Annotated in this window: 17 protein-coding genes; 14 read left to right on the forward strand and 3 right to left on the reverse strand. The window is 31.3% G+C overall.

What is annotated here, in order from left to right:
* Positions 1–26: 26 nt before the first annotated feature.
* The 12 genes from BLP44_RS12740 (at position 27) to BLP44_RS12795 (ending at position 9443) form a co-directional block, all read left to right on the forward strand.
* On the forward strand, positions 27–1727 hold the full coding sequence (locus tag BLP44_RS12740) for a tetratricopeptide repeat-containing sensor histidine kinase (protein WP_091133420.1): 1701 nt from the start codon (positions 27–29) through the stop codon (positions 1725–1727).
* 6 nt (positions 1728–1733) lie between these two features.
* Positions 1734–2402 (forward strand): response regulator transcription factor, encoded by a 669-nt coding sequence (locus tag BLP44_RS12745; RefSeq protein ID WP_008468317.1) that lies wholly within the window; start codon positions 1734–1736, stop codon positions 2400–2402.
* Positions 2403–2555: 153 nt separating this feature from the next.
* Complete coding sequence (locus tag BLP44_RS12750) at positions 2556–2789, forward strand: DUF4177 domain-containing protein (RefSeq protein ID WP_008468316.1); 234 nt, start codon at positions 2556–2558, stop codon at positions 2787–2789.
* Positions 2786–3073 (forward strand): membrane protein insertion efficiency factor YidD, encoded by a 288-nt coding sequence (gene yidD, locus BLP44_RS12755; RefSeq protein WP_091133422.1) that lies wholly within the window; start codon positions 2786–2788, stop codon positions 3071–3073. The genes BLP44_RS12750 and yidD overlap by 4 nt, the downstream gene beginning before the upstream one ends.
* Positions 3074–3085: 12 nt before the next feature.
* Positions 3086–3364: an excalibur calcium-binding domain-containing protein gene (locus tag BLP44_RS12760; protein WP_091133424.1), complete on the forward strand. Its 279-nt coding sequence runs from the start codon at positions 3086–3088 to the stop codon at positions 3362–3364.
* Between the two features lie 13 nt (positions 3365–3377).
* Positions 3378–3773, forward strand: coding sequence for a tellurite resistance TerB family protein (locus BLP44_RS12765; RefSeq protein ID WP_091133427.1), 396 nt, complete (start codon positions 3378–3380; stop codon positions 3771–3773).
* Positions 3774–3776: 3 nt separating this feature from the next.
* Positions 3777–5045 (forward strand): ABC transporter permease, encoded by a 1269-nt coding sequence (locus BLP44_RS12770; RefSeq protein WP_091133429.1) that lies wholly within the window; start codon positions 3777–3779, stop codon positions 5043–5045.
* Between the two features lie 4 nt (positions 5046–5049).
* Positions 5050–5949, forward strand: coding sequence for a hypothetical protein (locus tag BLP44_RS12775; protein WP_091133431.1), 900 nt, complete (start codon positions 5050–5052; stop codon positions 5947–5949).
* Positions 5950–6114: 165 nt separating this feature from the next.
* Positions 6115–7182 carry a type I restriction endonuclease gene (locus tag BLP44_RS12780; protein ID WP_091133433.1) on the forward strand — a complete coding sequence of 356 codons (1068 nt, stop codon included), beginning with the start codon at positions 6115–6117 and terminating at the stop codon, positions 7180–7182.
* Between the two features lie 63 nt (positions 7183–7245).
* On the forward strand, positions 7246–7659 hold the full coding sequence (locus tag BLP44_RS12785; protein WP_091133435.1) for a hypothetical protein: 414 nt from the start codon (positions 7246–7248) through the stop codon (positions 7657–7659).
* 12 nt (positions 7660–7671) lie between these two features.
* Entirely contained in the window at positions 7672–7881 is a 210-nt protein-coding gene (locus BLP44_RS12790) for a hypothetical protein (protein WP_091133437.1), read from the forward strand.
* Between the two features lie 209 nt (positions 7882–8090).
* Positions 8091–9443 carry a GH1 family beta-glucosidase gene (locus BLP44_RS12795; protein ID WP_091133440.1) on the forward strand — a complete coding sequence of 451 codons (1353 nt, stop codon included), beginning with the start codon at positions 8091–8093 and terminating at the stop codon, positions 9441–9443.
* A 136-nt stretch (positions 9444–9579) separates the two neighbouring features.
* Here the strand turns inward: BLP44_RS12795 and BLP44_RS12800 are convergent, their stop codons facing one another.
* Positions 9580–9942 carry a hypothetical protein gene (locus BLP44_RS12800; RefSeq protein ID WP_008468305.1) on the reverse strand — a complete coding sequence of 121 codons (363 nt, stop codon included), beginning with the start codon at positions 9940–9942 and terminating at the stop codon, positions 9580–9582.
* A gap of 374 nt (positions 9943–10316) precedes the next feature.
* The gene (locus tag BLP44_RS12805; protein ID WP_244511765.1) at positions 10317–10946 is read right to left on the reverse strand and encodes a hypothetical protein; all 630 of its coding nucleotides are present in this window, start codon (positions 10944–10946) and stop codon (positions 10317–10319) included.
* A gap of 553 nt (positions 10947–11499) precedes the next feature.
* On the opposite strand from BLP44_RS12805, the gene BLP44_RS12810 reads away from it, so the two are divergent.
* Positions 11500–11697 carry a hypothetical protein gene (locus BLP44_RS12810; RefSeq protein WP_091133725.1) on the forward strand — a complete coding sequence of 66 codons (198 nt, stop codon included), beginning with the start codon at positions 11500–11502 and terminating at the stop codon, positions 11695–11697.
* Positions 11698–11754: 57 nt separating this feature from the next.
* Positions 11755–13509, forward strand: coding sequence for a tetratricopeptide repeat-containing sensor histidine kinase (locus BLP44_RS12815; protein ID WP_091133444.1), 1755 nt, complete (start codon positions 11755–11757; stop codon positions 13507–13509).
* 72 nt (positions 13510–13581) lie between these two features.
* Here the strand turns inward: BLP44_RS12815 and BLP44_RS12820 are convergent, their stop codons facing one another.
* Positions 13582–14622 carry a S66 family peptidase gene (locus BLP44_RS12820; RefSeq protein WP_091133446.1) on the reverse strand — a complete coding sequence of 347 codons (1041 nt, stop codon included), beginning with the start codon at positions 14620–14622 and terminating at the stop codon, positions 13582–13584.
* Positions 14623–14629 lie beyond the last annotated feature (7 nt).

Here is a 14629-nt window from a genome sequence, read left to right on the forward strand (position 1 = left end):
TATTAATTTCGGGGAAAGTATTATTTATGATACGATCCCCGTTTTTATTTCTTCTAATCGCATTGTTTGTTTTTTCGTGTGCAGAAAAGACCTCTACTTCTATTGATGATAAAGATATAAGAGAAAAAGCCTTTCAGTTTAGAGAAAAGGGAATTGCACAGCTTCAAGAAAAAAACTTTAATAGCGCTTTTTATTCTTTTAATAAATCTAAAATCTCTTACGAAAAGATCAAAGACAGTGCTAACATCGTCTTCAATCTTATTCAGATGGCTTCGATCCAACAGATAAACGGAGATTATTATGGAAGCAAAGAAACACTGACGGAAGCTTTGCCTTATATCAAGAGAAAAGATATTTACAGCGCATCTATCAATAATTTTTTTGGCATTGCCGACAAGGAACTTTCTTTATATGACGATGCTATATCTTATTATAAAGAAGCTATAAAAGATTGTACAGATTCTATCTCAAAACAACCTCCTTTGAATAATATAGCCGTAGTATATATTCAACAGAAAAACTACAACAAAGCAATTTCCATTTTAAAATCAATTTTAAATAAAAAAGATTTAGACAGCATCTTGTCTTCTAAAACTAAATCGAGAGTTCTTGATAATCTTGGGTTTGCTTACTTCAAAATAGGAAAACCAGACAAAGGTTTGCTTTTAATGAATGAGAGCTTGGATTTAAGGACTAGAACTGAAGATTTTTATGGAAGCATTGAAAGTTATCTTCATTTAGCCGAATATTATTCAAAAAACGATGTGAAAAAATCAAATGAGTATGCTAAAAAAGCTTATGAAATTGCAACTAAATTCAATAGTATTGATGAGCGACTGAGAGCTTTAGCGTTTCTTGTTTCTAACGGATCTGAAACAAAGTATGGCAAGAAATATATTTCTTTAAATGACAGCATTATTAAAATCAGAAACAATTTTAAAAACAAGTTCGCTAAAATTAAATACGATTCCAAAAAAGAAAAAGACGAAAATCAGAAACTTAAATTAGAGAAAGCTGAGAATTTGCTTGCGCTTCAGAAAGCTAAATATCAAAAGATATTTTTCATAATAGGCATTTCATCTCTTTTTCTACTATTGCTTTATTTGAGAAAGTTTTATCAGAATCGAAATCGAATTGAGAAAATAAAAACAGCATACAGTACAGAAACCCGAATTGCAAAAGACATTCATGACGGTCTGGCAAATGATGTTTTTCATGCTATTACTTACACGCAAACTCAGCCTTTAACCAACGAAAGCAATAAAGAAAACTTACTCCAGAAACTTGATGACATTTACTCACGCGTTCGTGGAATTTCTAGAGAAAACAATGATATAGATACGGGTTCAAATTTTCCGAACAATTTAAAAGCAATGCTTTCTACTTATAATAGCAGTCAGACTAACGTTATCATAAATGGTGTTGAAAAAATAAATTGGGATTCGGTTGATGATTTAAAGAAGATTGCCATTCAGCGAGTTTTACACGAATTAATGGTCAATATGAAAAAACATAGTGAAGCTCCTGTCGTGTCTATAAAGTTCAATACGGACTCAAATTCTCTGCTTATTGATTACAGTGACAACGGAAAAGGCTGCGAAAAATCAAAAATTATAAAAAATGGTCTTCAAAATATGGAAATCCGTATTCTGGCTGTAAAAGGAACTATTACTTTTGAAACTGAACCGAATAAAGGTTTTAAAGTAAAAATAACAATGCCTAAATAAGAGCCTATGTTTAAAAAAGTAATAATAGCCGAGGATTTTGAAGAATTCAATTTAGCCATCAAACAGACTTTGAATGATTTCAACATTGTCAATTTCCAACACGCTAAATATTGTGATGATGCTTTTCTTAAAATTAGAAAAGCGATTCAGGATAACGAACCATACGATTTATTAATTAGCGATCTTTCGTTTAAAAAAGACCATCGCGAAGTAAAAATCGGCAGCGGAGATGAACTGATTCAAAAAGTCCGCGAACTCCAGCCTGATATTAAAATCATCGCCTACTCGATTGAAGATAAAAGCGTTCGCATAAAATCACTTTTTGAAGATTCTGAAATTAATGCCTTTGTGCTAAAAGGCAGAAATAGTATTGAAGAACTCAAAAAAGCATTGACCATAATTTCGTCTTCTGATCAAAGATTTATTTCACCAGAAGTTGCTTCAGCGCTTCAGGAAAAAGGCAATTATGAAATAGACGATGTAGATATTAAAATCTTAAAATATTTGTCTGCTGGAACTTCTCAGGATGAAATTATAGAAATCTTTAAAAGCAGCGATATAAAACCAAATAGCAAAAGCGCTATGGAAAAAAGATTGGCAAAACTAAAAGACTTTTTCAAAGCCAACAATACCATTCATCTGGTTTCGATTACAAAAGATATGGGGATAATTTAAATCTCTATTTATTACCCATTTAAGCTCCTTCGGGAGCTTTTTTTATTTTCAAGAATTATAATATCGGATTATGGATTTCCGTAAAATACTGGTTTTGATTGGTTTTACTTTTGGGTTGTAAATCAATTTAAAAATTAATTAAAATCAAAAATTATGGAATACAAAGTAGTGCCATTCGTGGCTTCAATCGATCCAAAAAAAGGAACTTCTAATCATGTTGCTGAACAACTTGAAAGTTTAATCAAAAATTACACAAGCCGAGGTTGGGAATATGTGCGCTTAGAAAGTGTATCCACATTTGTTCATCCTGATAATGGTTGTTTTGGATTCGGTGCAAAACCAGGCTACACAACAAATAGTCAAATGGTTGTTTTTCAGAAAAAATGAAATATTTAACCTTATTAATTATTCGATTGTATTGGATTTTAATTCCGCAGTCTAACAGAAGGAAATGCATTTTTAAAAAATCCTGCTCAAATTATGTTTTTGAAATAACTCAAAAAGAAGGATTTATAAAAGGTTTAAAAGCATTTCAATTTCGATATAAAAACTGCAGAGGAAATTTTTCCATTTTTAAGAATCCAATTAATGACCAAATCCAAATGATTCTTCCTTCTCAAATCATAATTGACCGAGAAGAAATAGCGGAAAGATTAATTAAACAAATCTAAATTATCTATATCATGAACCATAAAAAAATTACTCAAGTTATACTTTCATTACTCGCAATTTTCGCTTTTGCAGTTTCATGTTCAGAATCTGGTGATTCAATTGAATCAACTGTAACTAATACAGGCTCGTCTTCGAGTCCGTCCTCAAATTCAAATTCAAATTGTCCAACAAAAACTTGTGATGATTTCAAAAGTCAAGCCGATGCTCAAAAAACTTTTGAAAGCAACAAAAAATGCTATAAAAATTTGGATGGAGATGGAAATGGAAAAGCTTGTGAACATTTAAAATAACTAAATAAAAACCATGATAACACTAGAACTAAAAAGCCATTTCTTAAGATTATATCAAATGGCATTATCCGATGATCAATTTGATGTATTAGAACTTCAAATGCTATATCACTTTGCAGACGAAAGAGGAATTCCAAAAGAAGAACTCGACAAACTTTTTCTGAATCCGATTAATGCTGAGTTTATTGTTCCAGAATCTTTACATACCAAAATCGAATATCTGTATGATCTTACCAGAATTATTTGGGCCGATGGAAAAATTACTGACGACGAATTAAATATGCTTAGAAAGTATTGCCGAAAATTTGATTTTGTCGAAGAAAACATCAATGATTTATCTGATTATCTGATTGATTGTGTTCAGAAAAACATTGGTAAAGAAGAAATTATTAGTCAACTAAACGCTTAAGTTATGAAACCACTTTCACAATTATTTAGTTTAAAAAAATCTGAAGATTCTCCTTTTAAAATTCCGGAAGAGAATGAAGAAGACAGAGAACAAATTAGAATCACCTATTATCAAAGCGGTTTTGCTGCATCGGTTAAGGCAACCGGAAAACCAATTGTTTTAAAAGCATGTCTTCAAAATTTATATATGAGTTTTGAAGATCAGTGCCGAAAACAAAAAATGGAACAAGACAAACTCAAACAGCCGTATCGCGAAGAACAGGAAAAAAACAGAACAGAGCTTAAAAAATCTGAAGCCGCAATTGGCATTTATGAGAAAAAAGAACAGGATATAAATGATAATATCGATCAGATAAAAAACGAAATTATTGAAGTAAAACGAAATCCTGACAAATACGGAATCGAAGAAGGAAAAGGTTTAAAAGCACAATTTTATATTGGTTTGATTCTTTTATTGCCAATTACACTTTATGTTTTGGTGTTTTATATTTCGGCTTCTTATTCTGCTTTTTTCAAAGAATTTTCAAATGACAGTTTAACTGCAGCCATTTTTGATGCCGATGCATTTACAAATGCTTTCAAAGCAAGTTGGCTCGAAGGCGTTTTGGTTACCACTATTCCGTTTGTTTTTATGGGATTGGGGTATGTTATTCATATGGTGCAAAAAGGAAAAGGAATCAAAAATATTATCAGACTTGCTGCACTTTTTACTATTACATTTCTATTTGATGGTCTTTTGGCGTACATCATTGAGAAAAAAATATACGAGTTTAATAAAACAACAGAATCTTCCCCTTACAATTTAAATATCGCTTTGGGTGAGCCAGAATTCTGGATGATCATATTTGCTGGTTTCGTGGTGTATATTATCTGGGGGTTGGTATTTGATTTTGTAATGAAAGAATTTGAAAACATTGATAAAATTCGAGCTTTTATAAGAGGGCGAAAAGAAAATTTATTAAATCTAGAAAAACTAAAATCTGATTATGTTAATAAAATCAACGGTTTTAAAGAACAGATTGTAACCATAAATGGTAAAATATCAGAACTTCAATTAAAAATAGACGGCTTTGTTTTTCCTGTAAAAGAATATCTGCATTATCATCATCAATATAAAGAAGGCTGGTTTCAAGCTATCAATACAGAAATTGCCTTGCCTCATAAAGAAAAAGTAGAATTGCTGGAAAATTGCGAAAATCTATCTGAAGAGCATCTTGGAAGATTAAACTTAATAGATCCTGATTTTCAGCATTTGGTGTATTTTAAAAATTAAGATTATGAAAAATACTTTACTTAAAATTTCAATGTCTTTGTTGTTGATTTTCTTCTTTTCATGTAAAGAAGAAACCAAAACAGAAAGCAAAGAAACCTCAACTAGAAGTTCTGTTTCAGAAAATTATAACATTAGTATTTTGGTAGATTTATCAGACCGAATTAGCCTCAAAAAAAATCCAAATCCAACAATGGAAATTTATCAAAGGGACTTAGGATATATCAAATCGGTTTCTGAAGCTTTTACAGATCATCTGAAATCAAAAAAATTGAGACAGATTGATGACAAAATGCAATTGTTTTTTAATCCAGAACCCGAAAATCCTGAAATTAATTCTATTTCTAAAGAATTGAGAATTACGGTAAATAAAGATAATGCGTCCAAGAAATTCCTTAATTCCATTAATGATACTTATTCTTCAAAAACATCAAAAATATATGAATCAGCGATTAAAGATGATAAATATATCGGTTCAGATATTTGGAACTTTTTCGACAGCAAAGTTCAGGATCAATGCATTGACAAAGATTTTAGAAATATCTTAATTATTCTCACAGACGGATATATGTTTTATGAAGGAACGCAAATTAAAGATGGAAATTTATCGAGTTATTTAACACCTCAGCTAATTAAACAAAATGGCTTGAATACAAATAACTGGCAGAAAAGATTCAATGAAGAAAATTTTGGTTTTATTAAAGTTGATACCGATTTGTCTAATCTTGAAGTTTTGGTTTTAGGAATAAATCCAAGCAAAAATAATCCGTTTGAAGAAAAAGTTATAAAGGCGTATTGGACAAAATGGCTTTCTGAAATGAAAATAAAACATTTCGAAATTAAAAATGCTGACTTGCCTTCAAACATGGATAAAATCATAAAAGATTTTATTTCCGAAAAAGAATAAAAAATCAAATTTATGCTTTTTAAAGAGGAACTTTATTGTCCTCTTTTTTCCGTTTAAATCCATTCCAAAAAACTTCCATCAAATTTCCATCTCGTTACGGATTTCCATAATACACTGATTTTTATTGGTTTTACATTTGAAATATTAATTTAAAACTACAACCCAATGGAAATGAATATTCAACTAAAATCATTAGCCGATAAAATAAATCAGCTAAAAAGTAAAATCGAAACCGAAGAATCTACAAAACATGCTTTTGTACTGCCTTTTATACATGTTTTAGGATACGATGCCTTTAATCCGCTAGAAGTAGTTCCTGAATTTACGGCTGATCTTGGCTTAAAAAAAGGAGAAAAAGTAGATTATGCTATTTTTCAGAATGGAGAACCAATTATTATTGTAGAATGCAAAAGCTGGAAAGAAAAACTTACTGTTCATAATTCACAATTATTCCGCTATTTCCATGTCACTAAAACGCGATTTGCACTTTTAACAAACGGAATTCATTATCAGTTTTTCACCGATTTGGACGATCAAAACAAAATGGACGAAAAGCCATTTTTAGAATTTGATATCTGCAATCTAAAAGAAAATACGATAAACGAAATTGCCAAATTTCATAAAGCGAATTTTGATGTCAATAATATTGTAAGCAATGCAAGTTCATTAAAGTACATTAAGGAAATAAAAAAGCAGATAAGTACAGAATTAGAAAATCCATCAAATGAATTTACAAAACTTTTTGCCAACAAAGTTTACACAGGCAGGCTTACAGAAAAAGTTGTGGAAGAATTCAAAGATTTAGTTCAAAAATCAGTAAATCAATTTATTAATGATAAAATTAATGATCGTTTAAATGCGGCTTTAAGTAAAGAAACAATCAAACAACAAGACGAAGAAATTGTCTCAGTTGAAGATGATAGCAAAGTGGTTACAACCGAAGAAGAACTTGACAGTTATCGTATAGTAGTTGCCATTTTACGACGAAAACTCCCAGTAGCCAGAATCGTATATCGCGATACACAATCGTACTTTGGAATACTGCTGGATGATAATAATCGAAAACCTCTTTGCAGGCTACATCTAAATGGCGGTAAAAAATATTTAAGCCTCTTCAACAATAATAAAACCGAAGCTAAAATTGCAATTTCATCAATTGATGATATTTACCAATACGAAAAAGAATTATTAGAGACTGTAGCGCTTTACGAAACAGAATTAAATCCCGTATAAGTACTCATTTTAAAGAATTTAATTCTAAGTAGATTTATTGCAGCTACAAATACCACATCGCCTATGCAAAAAAACTACCTCATCTTACTTTTATTATCTACGTTTTATTCGTGCAAGAAAGCTGCTTCTCCGCCTCCATTGCCACAAGTAAATTCGTTTTACAAACCAGTCATTACACCAGATGACCGAAAAACACTTACACCAGAAGAAGCCAGAACGTATCATGTAAATAAAACGTATCAATACGAATACAGAACAGGAAACCCTGGAAATTACGAGTACAATTATGATGTAAAAGGAATAAACAGCAGAGGCGATTCGGTTTGTGGGAATATTAACGTTCAGGGAAAATACGGCGCAGGAATTTTAACCAGCGATTCAGTTGCTGAAGTTGAAATAAATACGGAATGGATCTCATACGGAAAATTAAAAGCTACTGATAAACAAGGAAATGAATACCATTTGATTGTTAAATAAAAAATATATAGAATGAAATATACTCTACTTTTACTTTTTGTTTTTGCAGCTTCTTTTCGACCTCCAGAAACAAAAGTGTTTATTTGCGGTTCTACTGGCGCAAAAAAATATCATTATAATGAAAATTGCCGTGGTTTAAGATCTTGTAGTCATGAAATAGTTAAAACATCGCTTAAACAAGCTCAAGGTCTAGGTTTGACACTATGTGGATGGGAAGATTAAAACCTTCCCGTTTTTACATTTAATTATTTGATAATAATCACTTTACAATAATTTCACATTAGTTTTTTTAATTTGATATAAAACTAATCGTTATGAAATTCTTTAATCTAAAATTCCTAGTATCATTCAAAGAATGGCTTTTTTTAAGAGCAATGCAATCTTCTTTCCTGCATTAATAAACCATTATAAATAAAGGAAAGCACTACTGAATGAATAAAATTGAAAGCTCATTTTTGAACAGAAACCAATTTGGTGAAGATTTCTTGTGGGGTGTTTCTACCGCCGCTTTCCAAATTGAAGGGGCACATGATGCCGACGGAAAAGGTTCTTCTATCTGGGATGTTTTTACTTCTCAAAAAGGAAAAATCAAAAACGGACATCATGCCTTAACAGCTTGTGATTTTTACAACTGCTATGAAGACGACATTAGTTTAATAAAAGAATTAAATATTCCGAATTTTAGATTCTCTATCAGCTGGCCCAGAATTATGCCGACAGGCATTCATCCTATAAATCAAGCAGGCATCGATTATTACAACAAAATTATAGATTCTCTGCTGTCATCTGGAATAGAACCTTGGATAACACTCTATCATTGGGACTTACCTCACGAACTTGAAGTAAAAGGAGGCTGGACAAACCGCGAATCGGTTTCTTGGTTTAAAGAATATGTCGAAGTCTGCGTACAATATTTTGGCGATCGCGTTAAAAACTGGATGGTGATAAACGAACCTTCCGTCTTTACTGGAGCAGGTTATTTTTTAGGCATTCATGCACCTGGAAAAAAAGGAATTACCAATTATCTTAAAGCGATGCATCATGTTACTCTAGCTACTTCAGCAGGAGCTAAAATAGTTCGTGAACGAATTCCAAATGCCAATATCGGAACTACATTTTCATGCACGCATATCGAACCTGCAACTGAAAGCTCAAAAGATGTTGAAGCCGCAAAACGTGTAGATACTTTATTAAACAGAACTTTTATAGAACCCATTTTAGGATTAGGTTATCCGCAGAAAGATCTTCCGGTTCTTAAAAAATTGAATAATTATATACTTGAAGACGATTTAAACAATCTCAATTTCGATTTTGATTTCATCGGATTACAGTGTTACACCCGAGAGGTTGTAAAATCTTCTATCTTAACTCCGTACATTGGCGCTGAACTGATAAGTGCTGAAAAAAGAAATGTAATTTCTACAGAAATGGGCTGGGAAGTTTATCCGCCTGCTATGTATCATATCCTTAAAAAATTTAATGAGTATAACGGAATCAAAAAAATAATTATTACCGAAAACGGAGCCGCTTTTCCTGACACCGTTCAAAACGGAAAAGTACACGATATAAAGCGAACTCATTTTATTCAGGATAATTTAGAACAAATTCTAAAAGCTAAAAATGAGGGTATAAATGTTGACGGCTATTTTGTTTGGACTTTAACCGATAATTTTGAGTGGGCAGAAGGTTACAATGCCCGATTCGGACTAATCCATGTAGATTTTGAAACCCAAAAACGAACTATAAAAAACTCTGGATTATGGTTTAAGGATTTCTTATCCTGATTTTACCGTGAAGTACGCTAAGTTTTTTAAATAACTTTCAGTCAAAACAAAGTTCGCAAAGCTATGTATAAATTGCTTTGCGAACTTTGCATTTATCTTTTTGCCTTTGCGATTAAAAAGCTAGACCCAAATAGCATTAAGACTTATATTTATAATTCTGTTTTAATATTCCAACATGGATTTTTCCATTAGTTTTTAAGTTAGTTATAATCCTAATAAATTTCTCTTCGGGATATTTTACATCAAAACTAAAGGTTGTATCTTTTGTTTTAACCTGAAGCAAGTGTTTCCCTTCGCCAGACACCGACAATCCTACTGTTTCATAAGTAGGGAGTTCTTCTGTCGCTTTCAAATTAATCTCTTTCACTTTTTCTTTATCAAGAAATACTTCAAGCTTTAAGTTATCCAATTTCATATTCGTTGGCTGTTCAAACGAGACAACGTATTTTTTGCAGCTGACAGCGCATAAAACAATAAATAGTATGAGAAGCTTTTTCATAAAGGAATTTTAAACTGATTGTTATTAAAAAATCAAAACCGTTTTTTAGTGTTTTATAAATATAAATAATTTTATTTCAATCTGCTGAAAAAACAAATTCTATAATTTTCTGGGGATATAGAATTACTCAAAAAAGTCCGAAAAAAAATATCCAAAAAAAAGCAAAAAAAGAGTAGAAAAATCTGTTATTTCATTGAATTCATTAGGTTTATCCATATTTTTTTCTTATATTTATTGTGTAAAAAACAGTAAATATATGCCTAAAAACAAACTTTCTAAACGCCAAAATTACACTTCAAAAAATTTTCTTTTTTATCTCTTCAAGCATTTTATTTTTCAAAATGCATTTAAATTTCATTCCGAAATTATATTTCTCAATTTTTTTTCTGCACAAAATATAAGCATGCAGAAGATACCAGAGCAACTGCTCCAACTGCAATCGTAATTATTTTGCGCGGATATATTTTCTGAGCCACTTTTATAGAAAATAGATCTTTTAAATTCAGCATAAGATTTCTCTTTTTGGGAACTTCTTTAGACTCTTCATTTTCATTTTTCAACAAAACAGTTTTTTCTATGCCACTACCATCAATTTCAGCAGTTACATTCTCAACGACATTCTTAATTTGTTTGGCTTCTTCAATTCTACATTTTTCGTTGAATTTTTTAAAAGGGCGTGGCTGAAAATCGACTATTACTGCTGCAAGATTTATGGCATCAATATTTGATGGATCTGTTTCGCCCTTAAAGAAAGTTTCAATAGGCCTAAACTTATCTTTTTGATTTTTAAACTTATTCTTTTGAGTATAGTCAAAATCTACGCACAGTAAATTCCTAAAAACTTTTAAATCATCTTGAGTCGGATTATCTTCAAAGATAAGCCAGCATAAATCGCGTAGTTTTCCGCGTGAAGGATGGTGTAGGAAGTCAAAATACTCTCCCTCTTTTTCGATCTCGTATTTAATTTTAATCGCCTTTTTATATTCTTCTAATGTATTATTCATTTTGCCTTTTTTAGAAAATTCTTTTGACTCTTTATTTTCACTCTTAACCAAAACTTTTTATATGCCTTTATTTTCGATCTCTACAATTAAATCTTTACCAGCAATTCAATTTTTGTTCCAAATCTATATTATTTATATAATTTTTTTTAGCTATTCGCAACCAACTTTTGACCGACAAATTGCATCTATTACAAGAGATTTGTATTAAAATTAAATAATTCAAACTAGACTTTTAGGCTTTTTTCTGGGAATTTCTGGGAATCTCAGGAAAACGCAGGAATTCCGGGAATCTCTTGCCAGATAAGGCCTGGAAGCTCCTTTACTTTGCATCAAGAAATTAGTTCAGGTTTTGTCTGCAGACTAAAACAATAATGAAAACCAGTTCTAATTAAGAGTGTAAAAAACTGTAAGACCAAGTTTATTCGGGAAGTATAAATAACGTCTTACTGTTCTACACACTTCACTTCCCAAAACCAATGTTGGTATTGTCCCAAAAGACTCTGGATCATTCCGGACCGCAATACCTATGTCTAATTTCTTAAAAATAAACAAAATGAAAAAACTAATACTATTTATCGCTTTTGCGTTATTGTTCACGATATTTTCTTGTACTCCTGATGAGTATGAGACTACACCAAAAAAGAAAATTGAAAAAGTTGGCACTCCGTCAGCAGAATATAATGATGATGGTCCTGGTGATAAACCTGGAGGAGGAGGAGGAGGAACACCTCCACCTCCCCCAGCTCCATAATAAAAAAAATATTTTTGGTGTCAATTTAATTACTATTTTCGGGGAAAGTAAATTTAAATGTTACGATCCCCGTTTTTTTATTGTATTATTTTGCTTTTTCTTTTTTCCTGTGAAGAAAAAAAGACCGTTAATCCTAAAACTAAATCTATACAAAAAGAGGCTTATGCTTTGAGGGATAAAGCTATTGAAAACTATAAAAACCAAAATTTCAATACTGCTTTTTACGATTTCAATAAGTCAAAAAAACTATATGAAACTTTAAAAGATAGTGCCAATATTGGATATATCCTTATCCAAACATCACTGATTCAACAAATCAATGGAGATTATTATGGTAGTAAAGAGACCCTAACCGAAGCATTGCATTATGTTAAGAAAAACAGTATTTATGCAGCTAACATAAAGACGAATCTTGGCATTGCAGACAAAGAACTTTCTCTTTATGATGATGCTATTTTTTACTATAAACAAGCCGCAGAAGAATATTCAGATCCTCTCTTAAAACAAGCTCCCTTACAAAATATTGCTGCTGTTTATATTCAACAAAAAAAATATGCTAAGGCAATCCCAATATTGGATTCTCTTTTGCAATCTCTTTCAAGTAAAGATTTAAAAGAGAAAGCTATACCAAGTGACAAGTCTATACTGCTCGATAATTTGGGTTATGCTTACTTTAAAAATGGAATAGAAATTAAAGGGCTTCATTTAATGAATGAAGGTTTAAAAATTAGAATTGATACTAAGGACACCTATGGAAGTATTGAAAGTTATCTACATCTAGCCGATTATTATTCTAAAAAAGACAAAAAAATATCAGATGAGAATGCTCTGTTCGCTTATAAAGTTGCTACAAAGCTTAACAGTATTGACGAAAGATTAGAAGCACTACAAATTTTAATTTCAAACGATAATACTGCTAATACCCCAAACTATACACAAAAATACTTTACGCTAAATGACAGCATTATTAAAATTCGAAATAATTTTAAAAATAAATCCGCTAAAATTAAATACGATGCTAAAAAGGAAAAAGACGAAAACGAAAAACTTCGTTTAGAAAAAGCCGAGAACCAATTATCGCTTCAAAGAGCCAAATACCTAAAAATCGTATTTGCAATTGTTTTTGTCTTTTTAGTTATTCTAATATTCATTTTAATACGTTATTACAAGAATAAAAATAAGTCCATCGAATTTAAAACCTCATACAATACAGAAACTCGAATTGCCAAAAAAATCCATGATGAGTTGGCTAATGATGTTTTTCAGGTTATCGCTTTTGCAGAATCTCAACCGTTATATGCAGAAAATACCAAAGAGAATCTTTTGCAAAAACTAGATGATATTTACAGCCGTGTTAGAGGTATATCTAGAGAAAACAATAGTATCGATACTGGTGCAAATTTTACCCGCAGTATAAAAGAAATGCTTTCTGCATATAATACACGAGAAAGAAATATCATGGTTACCAATTTAGAAGACATAAATTGGGAAGGCATTGACGATATAAAAAAGATCACCATCAGCCGAATTTTACAGGAACTAATGGTAAATATGAAAAAACATAGCAAAGCAAGTCTTGTGGTTATACGATTTGAAAGTGACCAAAAATCAATTTTTGTAAATTATATGGACAACGGGATTGGCTGCGAAAAAAGTATGATTCTTAAAAATGGTCTACAAAACATGGCAAACCGTATTCTCGCTGTTAACGGTACATTTGATATTGAGACAGAACCAGACAAAGGATTTAAAGTAAAAATATCTATGCCAGAACAAACGCAGATTAAAGTAAAAGAAAAGTTCGCATATTAAAATTAAAAGCCTTTCTGAATTAAATCTAAAAAGGCTTTATAATCTAAGAATATACTTTTCCCACTTTTTTACCTATTCTACAACTCCGCTTTCTAATATACTGAATGTTTTGTTTTCAGAATCTATTTCAGCTAATACACCAAACGGAAGGGTAAATGTTGGGCATGTATGACCAAAATCCATTTCTGTTACAATGGCTAGTTCAGTTAAATTTTCTTCATTTATAATTTTCAAAATTTCGTCATTATATTCTTTAATATATTTGGAATCGTATGGACGGCCGAAAATAATTCCTTTTAAACGATGCAAAATTCCTTGTGCTGCATAATTTCTAAGCCAATATCTTAACGTGCTTGGTTCAGCCATATTTTCAGAAGTTTCCAAAAACAAAATACAGTCATTCCATTCCTCTACAGATGGCCAAAATTCGGTTCCTTTCAAAAATTCCAAAACGTCCAAACAGCCTCCAATTAATTTTCCCTGAACTTTCCCATTTCCCTGCAAAAAATTCCATCCATCAGATGCCGTAAGTTTTCTTTTTGTATTTGACAATGATGCATCAAACCAATCCAGATATTCTGATGTCCAGCCTTCCTTATTCGGCAAAATTTCTCCAACTGGTTTTGTAGCAAACAATGTTCTTTTAATATCCTGAATCTGATAATCATGCATTCCGCAATTCTCAGCAAATCCAACCAAAAGTGAAGTGCCGTAAAAAGAAGTCAATCCTGCCTTTAAGCAAGCAAAATGTGTTATTGTTGCATCGGAAAAACCTAAAAATATTTTTGGATTTTTTGCCATAATATCCAAATCTAAAAAAGGCAGAATTCGAACGCTCTCTTCTCCACCAATATTACTAATAATAGCTTTAACAGATGGGTCTAGAAATGCTTGCATTAAATCTTCTGCACGAGCTTTTGGATTATTATAAATCCAATCAGCAGATTTCAATGCATTTTTAGTTTCCACAACTTCCAATCCGAATACCTCCTGAAGCTGTTTCTTTCCATATTCATATCGGTGAGGCAATTCTCCTGCGCCTCCCCAAGAAAGCGATATTGTGGCAACTTTATCTCCCTTTTTTAGTACTTTTGGCTTAATAAGATTTTTCATAAAACAA

The organism is Flavobacterium anhuiense, assembly GCF_900101855.1.
In the GTDB taxonomy this organism is placed as follows: Bacteria; Bacteroidota; Bacteroidia; order Flavobacteriales; family Flavobacteriaceae; genus Flavobacterium; species Flavobacterium anhuiense.